General features: G+C 54.9%; 11 protein-coding genes and 1 pseudogene. 4 read left to right on the forward strand and 8 right to left on the reverse strand.

Translation table 11 applies throughout. From position 1 onward, the window contains the following. Positions 1 to 28: 28 nt before the first annotated feature. The 4 genes from NT140_08675 to NT140_08690 all read right to left on the reverse strand — a co-directional run bounded on the left by NT140_08675 (position 29) and on the right by NT140_08690 (position 4,927). The gene (locus NT140_08675) at positions 29 to 595 is read right to left on the reverse strand and encodes a nucleotide exchange factor GrpE (GenBank protein MCX5831945.1); all 567 of its coding nucleotides are present in this window, start codon (positions 593 to 595) and stop codon (positions 29 to 31) included. Positions 596 to 714: 119 nt separating this feature from the next. Next, a complete protein-coding gene (locus tag NT140_08680) occupies positions 715 to 1,299 on the reverse strand; it encodes a D-sedoheptulose 7-phosphate isomerase (protein ID MCX5831946.1) in 585 nt (194 codons plus the stop codon). A gap of 132 nt (positions 1,300 to 1,431) precedes the next feature. Further along, entirely contained in the window at positions 1,432 to 3,495 is a 2,064-nt protein-coding gene (gene nrdD, locus NT140_08685; protein MCX5831947.1) for an anaerobic ribonucleoside-triphosphate reductase, read from the reverse strand. A gap of 16 nt (positions 3,496 to 3,511) precedes the next feature. Then, the gene (locus tag NT140_08690; GenBank protein MCX5831948.1) at positions 3,512 to 4,927 is read right to left on the reverse strand and encodes an HD domain-containing protein; all 1,416 of its coding nucleotides are present in this window, start codon (positions 4,925 to 4,927) and stop codon (positions 3,512 to 3,514) included. Between the two features lie 154 nt (positions 4,928 to 5,081). On the opposite strand from NT140_08690, the pseudogene queF reads away from it, so the two are divergent. After that, positions 5,082 to 5,456: pseudogene (gene queF / locus NT140_08695) on the forward strand (preQ(1) synthase). 352 nt (positions 5,457 to 5,808) lie between these two features. Here queF and NT140_08700 read toward each other — a convergent pair. Together NT140_08700 and lsrF are read right to left on the reverse strand one after the other, a co-directional pair. Next, positions 5,809 to 6,849 carry an alcohol dehydrogenase catalytic domain-containing protein gene (locus tag NT140_08700; protein ID MCX5831949.1) on the reverse strand — a complete coding sequence of 347 codons (1,041 nt, stop codon included), beginning with the start codon at positions 6,847 to 6,849 and terminating at the stop codon, positions 5,809 to 5,811. Then, a complete protein-coding gene (lsrF, locus tag NT140_08705; protein ID MCX5831950.1) occupies positions 6,846 to 7,637 on the reverse strand; it encodes a 3-hydroxy-5-phosphonooxypentane-2,4-dione thiolase in 792 nt (263 codons plus the stop codon). Before lsrF ends, NT140_08700 begins: the two co-directional genes overlap by 4 nt. A gap of 190 nt (positions 7,638 to 7,827) precedes the next feature. Here lsrF and NT140_08710 point away from each other — a divergent pair, with 190 nt between their 5' ends. The 3 genes from NT140_08710 (at position 7,828) to NT140_08720 (ending at position 11,917) form a co-directional block, all read left to right on the forward strand. Continuing rightward, positions 7,828 to 9,480 carry a GAF domain-containing protein gene (locus NT140_08710; protein ID MCX5831951.1) on the forward strand — a complete coding sequence of 551 codons (1,653 nt, stop codon included), beginning with the start codon at positions 7,828 to 7,830 and terminating at the stop codon, positions 9,478 to 9,480. Further along, positions 9,481 to 11,253 carry an ABC transporter transmembrane domain-containing protein gene (locus tag NT140_08715; protein ID MCX5831952.1) on the forward strand — a complete coding sequence of 591 codons (1,773 nt, stop codon included), beginning with the start codon at positions 9,481 to 9,483 and terminating at the stop codon, positions 11,251 to 11,253. Between the two features lie 85 nt (positions 11,254 to 11,338). After that, positions 11,339 to 11,917: a hypothetical protein gene (locus NT140_08720; protein ID MCX5831953.1), complete on the forward strand. Its 579-nt coding sequence runs from the start codon at positions 11,339 to 11,341 to the stop codon at positions 11,915 to 11,917. 147 nt (positions 11,918 to 12,064) lie between these two features. Here the strand turns inward: NT140_08720 and NT140_08725 are convergent, their stop codons facing one another. Next, entirely contained in the window at positions 12,065 to 13,885 is a 1,821-nt protein-coding gene (locus tag NT140_08725) for a DEAD/DEAH box helicase (protein MCX5831954.1), read from the reverse strand. Between the two features lie 31 nt (positions 13,886 to 13,916). Then, a partial coding sequence (gene uvrA, locus NT140_08730; GenBank protein ID MCX5831955.1) for an excinuclease ABC subunit UvrA occupies positions 13,917 to 16,247 on the reverse strand: 2,331 nt, incomplete at its 5' end.

Here is a 16,247-nt window from a genome sequence, read left to right on the forward strand (position 1 = left end):
TTAACCGCTGATAAGTGCTGATTTGACTTTATTTATTATTATTCCCCTGGGCCGGCGCTCTGCCCACCGACACCTTGGCAGCTTTCAACAATCGGCCCTTCAGGAGATAACCCTTTTCAAATTCTTCGACAACCTTGCCGTGTCCCTCAGCTTCACTTTCCACCTGCAACATGGCATCGTGCAGCTCAGGATTGAAATCTGTGGCCACCGAATCTATCGCTTCCACACCGTGCTTGCCGAGGCAACACAACAACTGATCCTTGACTAATTTAAAGCCCTCCTTGAATGCCCCTACATCCGCAGCCTTACCGGCATGTTCCGCAGCCCGGTCGAGGCTGTCAATAATGGGCAAGACATCCCGAATGAGCGTTTCATTGCCGTAGGCTATGGCATCGGCCCTTTCTCTGGCGGCCCGCTTGCGATAGTTTTCCAGCTCCGCCAGAGCCCTCACGTACTTGTCATAATTTTCCGCAGCCTTTTTTTCCGCTTCCTCAAGTCTGGCCAGCAAATTATCGCCCTGCCCTTCACCATCCGGCTCCTTAGCCGCTGGCGCTTCCTGCTCAGTTGTTGTTTCCTTCTTGGTTTTCTTCACCATATTTGTCTATTAAAACTCCTTTTGCCGAAATCACTGCTGCCGTTAGTAAGTTAGAAATCATATTCTGCGTATTTTTGCAGAGTGTGATTTTGTCAACTTACTTATCCCGTTTATCGGGGCTATATAATGTCCGGCTGCTGAAAAAGCTTATAATCAACCATTTCGCAGATCACATGACCGACGGTAATATGCGTTTCCTGTATTCGGGGCGTATTACTTGAGGAGACTTTCAACGAATGATCCACGATCCGGGCAATCGCCCCGCCATCCTTGCCCGTTAAACCGATTGTCACCAGTCCCATCTTCCTGGCTGTCTCCAGGCCTTTAATAACATTGGGGGAGTTGCCGCTGGTGCTGATTCCCCAGGCCACATCGCCCTCCTGACCCAAGGCCCTGATCTGCTTACTGAAAATCTCGGAAAAATCATAATCATTGCCGATGGCCGTAATAATCGAAGTATCGGTACTCAGGGCCATAGCTGACAGCGGCGGTCTTTCAATGAGAAAGCGGTTGACGAATTCGGCTGCCAGATGCTGGGCATCGGCCGCTGATCCGCCATTGCCAAAAATCATTATTTTATTGCCCCTTTTGAGGGCTGCCGTAAGAGCCTCAACTACTGCGACAATCTTCAGCAGGTTCTCGTTGACAAAAACTTCCTTGACCTGACTGCTTTCCTTAAACGACCTGACAATGTGATCTTCCATTTTATTCCTGACAGAGGATATTTCCCACATCCTGATGAATTTTGGCCTAATATATTTACCCGCTCCCCCCATGTCAAGGGAGGCAGGCTTGATAAATTCATGGGAAAAATGGGCAAGGGGGGTGGGGAGAAGTTACAAATCGTTTAAATCCGTATGTTTTTTTCTATCCTGCAGTTCCGCCAGTTTACCTTTGTTCCAGCCCGCTGTGCGGCTGAAATATTGCGTTATCCGGGCGATCCCGGCCAAATCTCTGGCACCGCAAAACGGACAGATTTCTTTGAGTCCGCGGGAGGTTGTGCCGCAATCGTTACACGTGCTGAATTCGGGAGAAAATACGATCTGATCGTTACTTGTTTCCTCGAAAACACGGGCAACAAAAGCGGCCAATTTCTCGGGATCGGGCAAGTAATCGTTCAGCCAAACGTTAGTCATTACGCCCCCCCGGATCAACGGATGGAAAATCCCTTCCTGCTTTGCCCTTTCCAAAGGACTTACGGGCGCTGCAACGGCCAGGTGCGTGGAGTTGGTGTAATAGATTTCTCCCGTCGCCAGATTTCCCTTGACGATATGCCCGGCTTCTGGGGAAAAATATTTCAGATCCAGGCGCGCAAAACGGTAAGCCGTCGTTTCGGCAGGCGTCTGCTCCAGGAGAAACTGCATGCCGTGCTGCCGACCGAGTCTCTCCGCCTCGGCCAGCAGATGGGAAATGATTTTATATCCGCAGGCCAGCGCCTCCGGCTGATGCAACTCCTGGCCCCGGTGAATCTGGACCAGCTCATTGAGTCCCGTCACTCCCGTCAGATAGACGGCGTTCTTCATCCGGAGGTAGGAAAAGCCGTCGTTCTTCATGGTCAGCATGGCGAGCGGCCCTGATTCGCCATAGGAAAGGAGCTTCTCCATAAAATCCCGCTTCTCACAGTGGGCCTGCGCCGCCAGTTCCATGGCCTGGGTTGCCAGGGTCATTAACCGGCCATCATCACGGCCGGCCTTATAACCCAGACGCGGCAGGTTCAGGGTCACATTCTGGATGGCGAAGCTGCGGCGTTCCCAGGCAGCCCGGGCCGCTTCCGGGCAATTTTCCTCTGCGGCGCTGTTGATGGAACCGCAGGAATTTCTTATCCAGTTCCCGCGGTCAAAGACGAAACAGGTATTCCCCTTCTCGCCGGCCACGGCACAGATATGGTTGAGGAATTCACTGTGTCCCGGCGACTCGAAAAATGTCTTTCCGATGTGGACCAGCGGCCGGGGGAAGATAAACGGGCGCCCCTTGGCATCTCCCTCCTTGAATACCTCGAAAATTGCCCAGGCAAACCGCCGGGCATCAGCCAAATAGTCGCCATAAGTCTTGCCGGCCATTTCACCTTGCGGGCCGATGACCGGGCTGCCTTCCAGATGCCGGGGCAAATCCCAGTAAAGATGGATGTCCGTAAACATGGACTGCCCCCCCCGGGCCGACGTCAGTTGGGAAAACTCATAAATGAGCATCTGCGCGAACTGTCTGACCTCTTTATCATTCATGGCGGCCAGATAGGGGGCAAAAGAAAAGTTTATGGCGTCCCAGGCAATCACGCCGGCAAAATGACCCTGCAGCGTGGCGCTGAATCTTACCATGTGGGCCAGCAGGACTTCCGCATGTTTGGCCGGCTTGGCCACCGTCAGGGCATGGGGGAGATCAAGCCCGAATCTTTTTAAATATTCCAGCGACTGGCAGGCACTGTAGGGCCGATCAACGTATCCCAAACCATGAATATGAATATCTCCCGTAATATGGGCCTTGGCCACGTCAGCGGAAAAAACATCCAGCAACGCATATTCTCTTTTGATGCCCTCGGCCAGAATAAGGTTTGTACCCTCCGGGCTGTGGGGCAGGTTGGCGTTTTCCTTGTTCTCCAGCAAAATGAGCTGGCTGACATCATAGAGGGGGAAACCGATGCGGGCATGCCTGTTGCCGGCACGCTCCAAACCACGCTCGATGAGCCTGGCGCCCACCAGTTCCCTGATCAGGGACGACGTCAGCAGGTTGATGCCCGATGATAATAGCTGTTTTTCCACTTCCCGGCTGATCTCTTCGGCCGTGATCACATCAATATCGGTCTCGCGGAGCAGGGCATCAACAACCCGCTGACGATTCCAGCGGGAGACGTCTTCTGCGGACGTGCGCACAAAGAGGGTCAAGTCCGTAGTCTCAGGCGGCATGATTATCTTCCTGTCATCAGATGTTGGTCTTGTCGCCCTCGCCAAAGGTACTGAGAGTTTTTTCCGCGGCGACGGTAAGCTCTTCATCATAATCATGGCTGAGGGAAAACACCCGGAAGTGCACGACCCGGGCGGGTATGAACCGGTAGATGTCGCGCAGGGGCTCCGGCGATGTAAGCCCCGTCACGGGATTAAAAATATTGATTCTTTTTTCTGTCTCCGCCATCGGGTTCAAGGGGCGCGGGTCCTGAGTTGCCTGATCTACCCGAAAGGGCAATCTTTTAAGCGATGCGGGCAGATAGAACCGTATCCGCTCCTCATAGTCTTTACTGCCGGCGAAGGCGGCGCCCCTGGTAATCTGGTCAATGGAAAATTCCGTAGTAAAAGACATTTTCCACTTCACCTCCCGATTGTGGAGTTTCGCCCACTCCTGACCGAGCTTTCTCTTCTTGCTGTCCTTGTCATTTTGCCAACCCTGCACCTCTTGAAACAGGCGCCATTCGTCGAGACGGAGGTACGCATCCAATGCCTCAAGGGGGTTAAAGGGAAAAATAATATTCATGGTGTCGCGGAATATCTCCTGCAGATGCAGATCCAGCGCCCGGGTAGTTCGATGAAAATAGACATTCGTGTAAAGGTTCAACCGGGCATTCAAAAACCGGCTCAAGGTGGAAATGCCGGCCTGATGGAGGGTCAGACCGTCGCCTGTAAAAAATGAGTAATAGCGGAGCCGGGCAATATCCACGATATCCACGGAAAATCCCGTCGTGTAGGCGTCTCTCTGCACATAGTCAAGGTTATCCACGGTGTAAATACCGGAAAAAAGCTGCCGCAACAACTGCAACCACCGGGGCTGCTTGACGCTGCGCTCCGTGGGCAGCTTGATCAGGAAGGCCACTTGCTTCGGGTCCAGGCGCTCGCCGGATGCAAAGGCGCCGCTGGGGCTCCTCATGATCTGACTGATAATCTTCCCGAGTTTTCTCGTAATGATCTGCTGACCCAATACTTCGTGGTTCAGATTATAGGCGTTGAGAAAATTATCGTCAAAGAAGTGCCCGTAAGGGCCATGCCCCACATCGTGCAGCAATCCCGCGATCCGCAGCAACTCCTCGACATGATTCAAAGAGGGGACGTCCTTGCATACCTCACGCAGGCTCGGATAAAGATGCCGTCCAAATTCGCCGGCCATATGCATTGTGCCGAGCGAATGCTGGAAGCGGGTGTGCTCGGCAGCTGGATAGACCCACCGGGCGCTCTGCAACTGAAAAATCCGGCGCAGCCGCTGCACCCAGGGTGAATCAATCAGTTCCTTCTCCGTCTTTTCCAAAGGGAAATCGGGCGTCGGCACGGTGAAGGAAACATAATGATAGATGGGATCGGCAATCAGCGCCATCCCCTTATAGACATTGGCATATTCATGCAGCGGTTTCATAGGCCCATATCTACAATAATACGGACAAAATATCAAACCTTTATCCATCGGGCCTTTTTTATTGTAATGTTGTGATAAATGCTATAGTGTCGAGTATTAAATCACTAAATTCGGGAGATAGATGTAATTGGATGAATTTACGAACGAATCAGATATGGAAGGTTTAACTCTCCTGGGCAGCGAAGCTAAGCCCGCACGAGTACTGGAAATATTTCCCAACCATCATCAGGAGCGCGATTACACGGTAACGCTGGTGACAGGCGAGTTTACCTGTCTTTGCCCAAAGACGGGGCAACCTGATTTCGCCCGTATCACCATCAAGTACACACCGGACAAGTCGCTCGTAGAATCGAAGTCCCTGAAGCTTTATCTCGCCTCCTTCCGCAACGAAAGCACATTTCACGAACACGTGACCAACGTAATACTGGACGACCTCGTGCAGACGATGGCGCCGCGCTGGTGCAAGGTGAGCGCGGAATTCGCCGTGCGGGGGGGCATAGCCATCACGGTGGACGCCGAATACAAAAAAGCCGTCCCCCCTCCGCCCCGACCGAAAACCCCGGACGAGCCGGAGAAGCCGAGATGGATCGCCGCAGACAAAAGAACGGGCGGGGATAATTATCGCCCGCCCGCCGCCCGCTGGGACAGGGATCAAAGCCGCCCGGAAAGGAAAGCATATCCGCCCGCAAGGGAGACCGGAAGAGAGACCCCGGGAGAAAGAAAATGGCCGGAAAAAAGGGAATATCGCCCCGAGCAAGATAAACGTTGGCCGGCGCAAGGGGGACCTCGCCCCGAGGGAGAATACAAGCGTTCTGAGCGTAAGACTACGAAGTCTTTGGGAGAAACCAGAACCTGGCGGAAAAGGACGTAGGATAAAGTTACTAAGGCAAAATAATAACCTTCATGGACTCGCCGCCTGCTGCAACGAGGGCGAAACCCTTGCCTGCTTCTTTGAGAGGCAGGCGATGGGTGATCATCTCCCGCACCGCCACCCGCCCGCTCCGGATGAGTTCAATAGCAATAACAGCGTCTTTGGGACTGTTGCCATAGGAAGGCATCAGCCTGATCTCATTCCGCCAGAAGTCGTTGATGGGCAAGGGCAGCGTTATCCCGGGGTCGGTGGTGGCAAAGCAGAGAATCGTCCCGCCGCGATCCACGGCATGCATGGCTTGCGTGAATGCCGCCGGGGCTCCGGTGCAGACGATGACCAGATCGGCCAGCCTGCCGCCGTTGATCGCACGCAGACGGGCCGGAATGTCGTCGGCGGCGGAGAGCGTCATGTCGGCGCCGAGCTGCCTGGCCATGCCCAGTCGGTAGGCATTGATGTCCGTGACGATAACCCGACCCGCCCCGGTGGTGCGGGCCAAGAGCAGATGCAACAACCCGGAGATGCCGCCTCCCAGAATGAGGACGGTCTGACCGGATTGCAGCCCCGCCAGCCTCTGCCCGCGCACGACGCAGGCCAGCGGTTCGATGAAGACGCCTTCCTCAAAAGAAACTCCTTCCGGCAGGATGAAGACGCCCCGATCCACATTGATTGGGGGCACGCGGATAAATTCCGCAAATCCGCCGGGATCGTAATTGGTTGTATGCAGGGTCTCGCAGGCGGTATGATGATCGCTCAGACAATAATGACAGGTATTGCAGGGAACGTGGTGGGAAACAAAGACCGGATCACCTTTTTTATAGCCAGTCACCCCTTCGCCCAGGGCCGCGATAACGCCGGCAATTTCATGCCCCAGCACCAGCGGCGCTTTCTGCAAGCGATACCACTCCAGCACATCGCTGCCGCAGATCCCACTGGCGATGGTCTTGACTAAGATCTCACCCGACCCGATTTGCGGTACCTGCATTTCCTGCAACCGCACGTCCCGGTTGTTGTAGTACATGGCGACCTGCATCACTTCCCGCTCCAAATTCATCTGCCTTCTTTAATGCTCATAAACATGTCATCGGCGGCGGCGACAGTATAATTTTCATGAATGATGGCCTGCAAGGCCCTGATCATGGCCACCGGATGGGGATGCTGCCAGACGTTTCTGCCCAGATTTAGGCCGATGGCGCCCCTCTGTATGCCATCATGAACGAAATCAAATACTTCCCGTTCTGTTTCGCATTTCGGCCCGCCCGCCATAACCACGGGAACCGGACAGCCGTTAATGACCTTCTCAAAGTTTTCACACCAGTAGGTCTTAACCACCCGGGCGCCCAGCTCGGCCGCGATCCGGCAGCTCAAGGCCAGGTAGCGGGCATCCCGCTTGGCCAGCTCCTTACCTACCGCCGTTACCGCCATGACCGGCAGACCGTAGTTTTCGCACTCATTAACCAAGTTGGACAGATTGACCAGCGATTCCCGCTCATAGTCGCTGCCCACAAAAATAGACATGCCCACGGCGGACGCATTGAGGCGCAATATTTCCTCGATGGAGACAACAACCCGTTCATCGGCCAGATCCCGTCCCACCACGCTGGTCCCGCCCGAAACCCGGAGGATGATGGGTTTTTCCCCCAAGGGATCTACGCAAGACCGCAAAACGCCGCGCGTCACGAAAAGGGCGTCACAGTAGGGCAATAGCGGCTTGATCGTCTCCCCGGGTTTTTCCAGACAGGAAGTTGGTCCCTGGAAGTAGCCGTGATCAATAGGTAAAAAAAAGCAGTGCCCATCCGGCTGGATGAGCTGCGCCAAACGATTCTTCATTCCCCAATCCATTTCCATTCACCTCCCTTGCGGAAATTATTTTCTTGGGGTACATATATTAATTAGTCTGGAACTGCAACCTTAAGGTTGCTATCACCAGGCAAATCTTATTGACACAATACAACTATTTGCGTATGGAGGGGGGGCTGATTTGAAATCTGTTCCCCTTGTACAGCCCGATAATAATTTACAGGCGGCCCCGATGGCATTTTTTTCCTCCTTGAAAGGCGTTAGAGCGAAGCAGAGATTCCTGGCCTTCTTTGCGCTGTCGTTCCTCTTTCCCATCCTGATAGCCATTTTCATCATAAACAATTACATCGAGCCCGTTGTCGGCAAGGACCAATACGCACTTTTCCACAATGCCTTTGATTTAGGCATTGCGGCCATGCTTTTCTTCCCCCTGATCAGTTTCTTCCTTATGTACCGCTGGCTTAGCACACTTGAAAATGTAACCGCCAATATTATGTCCAGGTCAGAGGCGATCGCCAGACGGGAAGATGAATTTGTAACCCAGCATATTGAAGAAGATCATGAATTTGCTGTACCGGCCACGGAGCATCATCCGGAAGAAAACGAAGTACAAACCCTTATCCGGTCCTTCAATACCATTTTCCAGACTGCGGCAGACCAACTGGCGGAGCGGAACCATCTGCGCGAACTCCTGGCGCGCTTGATCGGCATTGCCTCCAGCCTGACGGCGGAACTGGATTTTGACCGTCTCTTTCCCCTTGTTGTCGGCAATGTCACAGAGGCCATGCTGGCGGAGCGAACCAGCATGTACGTTGTGGACTGGGAGAACCGGGAACTATGGACCAAGGTTTCAGAAGGGGTAAGGCAGATCCGCCTCCCCATGGGGCAGGGAATCAGTGGCCGCGTTGCCGAAACGGGAGAGATGCTCAATGTCATTGACGCTTGGGAATTACCCTACTTTGACCGCTCCTTCGATCTGAATAATAACTTCCGAACCCGCTCCGTGCTCTGTCTGCCCATTAAGAACCGCGCCGGAGAAACCATTGGCGTGCTTCAGGTTATCAATAAGAAAGGCAAGGATCGTTTCGATGAGGAAGATGAGACTTTCATGAGAGGGCTAACCTCTCAGATCGCCATTGCCCTCGAGAATTCAATCCTCGTTGACGAAATTCTGCTCTCCTTCAACAGTTCGATGACCACTCTGTCCGCCATCGTTGATGCGCGACATCACTTTACGGCGGGCCATTCCGACCGGGTTAAGGAATATTCCCTGATGATTGCGACAGAAATGAACCTGCCCAAAGAAAAAATCGAGCCTCTGAAATATGCCGCCCTGCTGCATGACATCGGCAAGATCGGCATTCGGGACGACGTCCTGATGAAGGCCGGCGCTTTCACTCCGGAGGACTGGGTGGAGATGAAGGCTCACCCCTCCAAAACGAGGACGATCCTGGACAATTTCCACTTCTCCCGCAACTTGAGACAGGTCCCGGAGATCGCCTGCCGGCACCATGAAAAGATGGATGGAACCGGTTATCCCGATGGTCTTACGGGCGATCATTTACCACTGGGTTCCAGAATTATTGCCGTGGCCGATGTGTTCGACGCCCTGACCTCGCGGCGGGATTATCCCAAATATGCCTTTGGTGAAACCATGGATAGTGAACCCATGCCGCTGCACCGGGTGATTGCAATTCTCCGGCAGGATGCCGGCAATCATTATGACCCGCAGGTTGTGTCCGCCTTTATGAAGACGCTCCCTCAAGCCCTGCTCCGGTACCGCGGTGAACATTTTACTGCCGCTTACGTTGATGACACGCTCCAGGAACTCAGCCCGGAACTATTATCGGGGAAGATAATTTCGTCTCCTGTGAACATTAAATAAATGCCACATCACAGCCGTGACTTCAATCGCCCTCCCGGCAGCTCTTTAAAGCCCTTGCGGGCCATGGTCCCTTTGCTGCGACCCTACTTGGGCGTCGTACTTGGGGCGCTGGTCGCCTTATTGCTTGCCTCGGGCGCCTTTCTGGCGCTGCCCGTCGCAGTGCGTTATGTCATTGATTTCGGTTTCTCCGCCTCTAATGCTGCCACGATTGATCGGTATTTCACGCTTTTTCTGGGCATCGCCCTGCTGTTCGGGATCTTCGGCGCGGCGCGCACCTACCTGGTAAACTGGCTCGGTGAGCGGGTGGCGGCGGACCTGCGAAAAAAAGTTTATGATCATGTGATCCGCATGGACCTGACCTTTTTCGAAGTCACCAAGACCGGCGAGGTGCTTTCGCGCCTGGCCGCCGATACAACGCTGATTCAAGCGATCTCCGGGGCCGGGCTCTCGATCATTCTGCGCTCTTCCATCCAGCTTGGCGGCGCCCTGGTGCTGCTCGCCATTACCAATCCGCGGCTCATGAGTTACATCGTGGTATTGGTGCCGGCGGTGCTGGCACCCATCCTGGCCGTCGGCCGCTGGGTAAGGCGCTTATCCCGGGCTTCTCAGGACCGCCTGGCCGAGGCGGGCGGGTTGGCCGGCGAGACCATAAACGCGATTCAAACAGTGCAGGCGTTTACCGCAGAGGAGTCGTCCAGCCACCGCTTCAGCGGGATGGTCCAGGTAAGCTTCGCCACCGCCGTGCGCCGCATCAAGGCCCGAGCCCTGTTTTCCACCGTGGCCACAACCGGCCTGTTCGGCGCGCTGATTGTAGTGCTTTGGATCGGCGCCCGGGCGGTGCTGGGGGGCGAGATGACGGGGGGCGAACTGGGTCAGTTCGTCATTTATGCAATGGTGGTGGCCATGTCGGCGGCCTCCTTGAGCGAGGTGTGGGGTGAACTGCAGCAGGCGGCCGGCGCGATGGAACGGCTCCTGGAACTGCTCAATGCTAAACCAGCAATTGAGTCCCCCGTAAATCCCACGGCACTGCCTGACACCCGCGCCGGCCGCATTCGCTTCGACAAAGTTTCCTTCAGTTACCCGTCGCGCCCCGATACCCTGGCGATAAATGATTTTGACCTGGAGATTTTGCCCGGCGAGAAGGTGGCCTTTGTCGGTCCATCCGGCGCAGGCAAGAGTACGGTCTTCCAGTTACTGCTGCGCTTCTACTCACCCAGGGAGGGACGTATTATCATCAACGGCGTTGATATCGCCAGGGCGCGGCCGGAAGACGTGCGCGCCCGCGTCGGCATCGTCCCTCAGGAAACGGTTATCTTTGGGGCCAGCGCCCGGGAAAACATCCGCTTCGGTCGCCCAGGGGCGACAGATGAAGAGATAGGAGCGGCGGCCCGAGCGGCGGCGGCGGATGGATTTATCCGGCGCCTGCCGCTGGGCTACGACTCTTTCCTCGGAGAACGCGGAACGCGGCTATCGGGAGGGCAGAAACAGCGGATCGCCATTGCCCGGGCGATCCTCAAGGATCCGCCGATCCTGCTGCTCGACGAAGCGACCAGTTCCTTGGACGCCGCAAGCGAACGTCTGGTGCAGGAGGCGCTGGAATACCTGGAGAAGGGCCGCACGACAATTGTTATCGCCCATCGTCTGGCCACGGTGCTGAAAGCTGACCGCATCGTCGTCATGCAGGAAGGGAGAATTATCGCCATCGGCCGTCATGAAGAATTGGTCCGCCGCAATGCTCTGTATGCCAGACTCGCCGAACTGCAATTTGTCTAACCCCTATATCGGGCGTTGCTTTATCCGTCCTCATTTGTTAGCCTGCGAACTGAAACAAGATGTCAACGGGAGGTTGACGCTTTTTATGACCGATGTCGTATGGCATATTTACCTCGGTGAAATACCCCATGGTCGGGAAGGGAATTATTGGGTGAGCTTTGAAAGCGATCCGGCACTGAAAGTGACGAAGGCCAATATCTATGGCCGCTGTCTGCCCTGCATCCAAAATCTTTATGAGCATCTGCAGCAAGGTCGTCAAGAGATCGCCCTCGGCACGGCCCTCCATTGCTGGAAGATAACTGCGGTCGTTCGGGACTTGGATGAAGCCGTGGCCCTGCTTACGGAGTTTGAAAAGAGATTCCCCCAGGGGCATGTTTACGGGAAAATGGGCAATGGCAGGCCCGGCGCAACGACTAATGTCGTTGTCTTCCATGCGGAAAACGAAGCGGAGAGGGATCGCCTGCAAGATGCTCTGACTCAGTGCGTAGAGTCGCTGGACATTAGTGCGCCCGTACAGATCTCACGAGGTTGCGCCGTCCTCTACCACGATATCCTGGGCGATGGAAGGAATTGGCAGCCCGTGACCGCGATCAAACATCCGGAAAACGTGGCCCCGTTGCTGGCAAAAATTAAAGAACTTCTGTACCGATCGGCAATCTCGTGAAGTTTTCACAATTATCGGACCGGCAAGGATCATATGAATTACTTCCCTCCCGCATATATTTCATTGATAATGAACGTGGTTTTGGTTACCGGGAGGAGTTGCTGCTGCCGACTTAGTAACAGGTTCATTCACCTCTTCCTAAAACATCTATTGCCGCTTACGGTCTTTGCCGGGGTACGTTAACACCTTGCTTTTCTGGTAAGTTCGCGCTCCCTCATTGGTCGGCCTTTTAGGATAATCCGGCCGTTTGTCTTTGGCGGGACTGATGACGACGTGTTTGCCGTTGATCATGAGGCCCGCAAAGGCTCCCAAAACCTGGGAAGAGAAGGTGTTTTCCACTTCCAGCATCGTTGACGTGTTCATGATTTCTATCTTGCCGAACCGGATGCCGCGATTGCCCGTGGCGTCGTTGATCTCGCCGATCAGGCGGCCCGGATTGGCGCCGTCTTTCTTGCCCACATTGATGATGAAGCGGGTAAATTGCCCGGTGGAGGCTGATTTGGCGATCTTACCTGGGGACAGATTTGAAATCTGCCCCTTCCTGTTGGCAGGCAAACTTGCAACCTGTCCCCTCCCCTGCTTTGAAATCTGTCCCCCCTTGTACTGGCCTCCCCCCCTGATTTCGTGGCTTTTCTTATATTCCACTACATTCAGATCCGGGGCGTTCCGGTAATATTCCAGGAAACGATTGAACTCAACGGAAACAAATCTTTTGATCAGCTCCTCGCGATCCAGATCCGCCAGGGTGGCCATGATAGCCGGCAGAAAGGGATCAATCTGCTTATGCTCAACTTCGACCTGTTTCATGATTTCGATCAGCCGGAGCAGTTGTTTTTCGCAGACCTCCTGTCCCGATGGGATAGGTTGCTTCTGGAATGTCCTTTTGAGCTTGCCTTCGATCTCGGCAATCCGATGCTTTTCCCGCAGATGGATAATGGCAATGGAGATCCCCGCCTTGCCAGCCCGGCCAGTGCGGCCACTCCGGTGGATGTATTGGGAGGTTTCGTCGGGCAGATTGTAATTGATCACGTGGGTCAGGTCAGTGACATCGAGACCGCGGGCGGCGACATCGGTGGCCACCAGCAACTGCAGATTCCTGCGGCGGAATTTATTCATCACCAGGTCCCGCTGGGCTTGCGAAAGTTCACCGTGCAGGGCGTCGGCATTATAGCCGTCCTGCATAAGCTTGTCGGCCACTTCCTGGGTCTCCTGGCGCGTGCGGCAGAAGATAATGGAATAGATATCCGGGTTGCTGTCCACGATTCTTTTTAAGGCCGGATAACGGTCTTTGGCCTGGACCATGTAATAGACATGATCCACGTTCTCGGCGCCTGCATTACGGCGGCCCACGGTTACCTCAACCGGGTCGGTCATGTATTTGTCGGCAATGGCGGACACTTCCCGGGACATGGTGGCCGAGAACAGCAGGGTATTCTTCTCTGCCGGCGTTTCGGCCAGGATGGCGTTCAGTTCATCCTGAAAGCCCATCTGCAGCATCTCTTCGGCTTCGTCCAGAACAACCGTGCGGATGGCTTTGATATTTACTTTGCCGCGCCGCATCAGATCGTGCAGCCGTCCGGGAGTGGCGACGATAATCTGGATTCCCCGCCGCAGGGCGTTGATCTGCGTCTCGATACTGGCCCCACCGTACACCGCCAGGATAGTTATCCCAGGGAGATACCTGGCGTATGCGGTCATATCCTTGGCCACCTGGACGCACAGTTCGCGGGTCGGACACAAGACGAGCGCCTGCGTTTGTTTGCGGTGGAGATCGGTCAACTGGAGCAGCGGTACGCCAAAAGCGGCAGTTTTACCGGTTCCCGTCTGTGCCAGCCCGATCATATCTACCTGCCTGGCCAGCAGGGTGGGGATTATCTGTTCCTGCACGGGGGTGGGTGTGGTAAAGCCCAGCTCCACAAGCCCCTTGAGGATGTCGTTATTGATGCCCAGTTCTGAAAATGGTGTCATGTCGTTTTATTCAACCTTCTTTCATTTTTCGTTACATAAACCGGCGCAAAAAGCGACCGGTGAGAGATTCATCGTTTTTGACCACTTCCTCGGGCGTGCCGTTCGCCACTATCCGCCCACCGCCCGGCCCTCCTTCGGGACCCAGATCAATAATATAATCAGCCGATTTTATGACGTCCAGGTTGTGTTCAATAACCACAAGCGTATTGCCCATATCCACCAAGCGCATGAGGACCTCGAGCAGCTTTCTGATATCATCGAAGTGCAGACCGATCGTCGGTTCATCGAGGATATAGAGGGTATTGCTGTTCGTCCGTTTGGCTAATTCCCGGGAAAGCTTTATTCTCTGCGCCTCTCCGCCCGACAGGGTCGTCGCCGACTGTCCGAGGCGGATGTAACCCAAACCTACGTCGCTCAAGAATTGCAGCTTGGATCTGAGCGACGGTATATTCGTGAAGAAGGTAAGCGCCTGCTCGACCGTCATATCCAGCACATCGGCAATGCTTTTGTCTTTATACTTGATTTCCTGGGTATCCTGGTTAAAGCGCCTTCCCGCGCAAACATCACAGGTGACGTAAACATCGGGCAGGAAATGCATCTCGATCTTGATCAGGCCGTTTCCCTCGCAGGATTCGCACCGGCCCCCCTTGACGTTGAAACTGAAGCGGCCCGGCTTGTAACCCCTGATCCTGGCCTCCGGCAGTCCGGCAAACAGATCGCGGATCGGCGTGAATATCCCCGTATAGGTGGATGGATTCGAGCGGGGCGTCCGACCGATGGGCTGCTGATTGATCATGATAGTGCGCTCGACGTCGCCCAGATCAACTATCCGTTTTATTTTGACTGGATTACCGCTCCAGGAAGTAGGGGCGACGCAGGCATCGCCCCTACTGAATTGCCGCGCCATTGCTCCATAGAGGGTTTCAATCACCATGGTGCTCTTGCCGGAACCGGAAACGCCCGTGACAGCGGTAAAAATACCTACGGGGATACGGATGTCAATATCCTTCAGGTTGTGCTCGTGTGCCCCTTCCAGAACAATGAACCTTGTTGCCTGGCGGCGCCTGGGCGGCACGGGAATGGAGAGACGGCCAGAGAGATAGCCGCCCGTGAGGGAATTTTTGTCCTGACAAATTTCTGCCGGCGTGCCCTGAAAAGTCACCTCGCCTCCCTGCAGGCCGGCGCCCGGTCCCATATCAATGATATAATCTGATTTCAGCATCATGTCGGCGTCATGTTCGACGACCAGGACCGTATTCCCCATATCGCGCAGCCTTTTAAGCGTGGCGATGAGCCGCTCGTTGTCGCTCTGGTGCAGACCGATCGTGGGCTCGTCCAGCACATAAAGCACGCCGACCAGGCCGGAGCCGATCTGGGTGGCCAGACGGATGCGCTGCGCCTCGCCGCCGGAAAGGCTGGTTGCCGAGCGATCCAGACTCAGATAGGTTAGCCCTACATCGAGCAAAAAACGCAGCCGCTCCTTGATCTCCTTCATGATCCGCTCGGAAATCAGCCACTCCTGAGAGGTCAGGTCAAGGTGGGTGAAGAATTCCATACACTCCGCGATAGACAGGGAACAGACTTGATGGATATTCCGGCCCGCTACCGTTACGGCCAGGCTTTCTTTCTTTAATCGCGTGCCCGCGCAGGCCGGGCACTCCGTCAGGCTGATGTATTTTTCCAGTTCGCTGCGCACCGCCGGAGAGTCCGTCTCACGGTAACGCCGATCCAGACGGTTGAGGACGCCCTCAAAGGGCTTGGTGTAAAAGAACCGCTGCCCGCCCTTATCGAGGTGAAAACGGATTTCCTCCTTATCCGACCCATGAAGAATGACCCTTCGCACGTTTTCAGGCAAGGAGTTAAAACTGGTATTGACATCAAAGTGATAGTGCTTGGCCAGAATGTCGAGCAATTGATGATAATGCAGGGAATGGCGACCGGCCCAGGGGGCAATGGCGCCTTCGCGCAGCGACAGCTCACGGTCCGGCGCAATTAGCTCCTCATCAAAGTACATCTTGCTGCCCAATCCCGCACATTCAGGACAGGCCCCGTAAGGGCTGTTGAAGGAAAAGATCCGCGGCGCCAGCTCCGGTACGCCGATGCCGCATTCCGGACAGGAGTATTTTTCGCTGAATAACACCTCCGCGCCGCCCGCATCCACCTTCACGAGTCCCTCGGCCAATCCTGAAGCCAGCTCCAGTGAGTCCCGGAGACGCTTTCTGACCCGATCGTTTAATATCAGCCGGTCCACGAACACATCAATGTCGTGACGCTTGTTCTTGTCGAGGACTATGTCTTCACCCAGCTCCCGGGGGAGGCCGTCAATACGAACCCGGACATAGCCTTCTTTCTGCAACTTTTT

Source organism: Deltaproteobacteria bacterium, assembly GCA_026388415.1.
GTDB lineage: Bacteria > Desulfobacterota > Syntrophia > Syntrophales > JACQWR01 > JAPLJV01.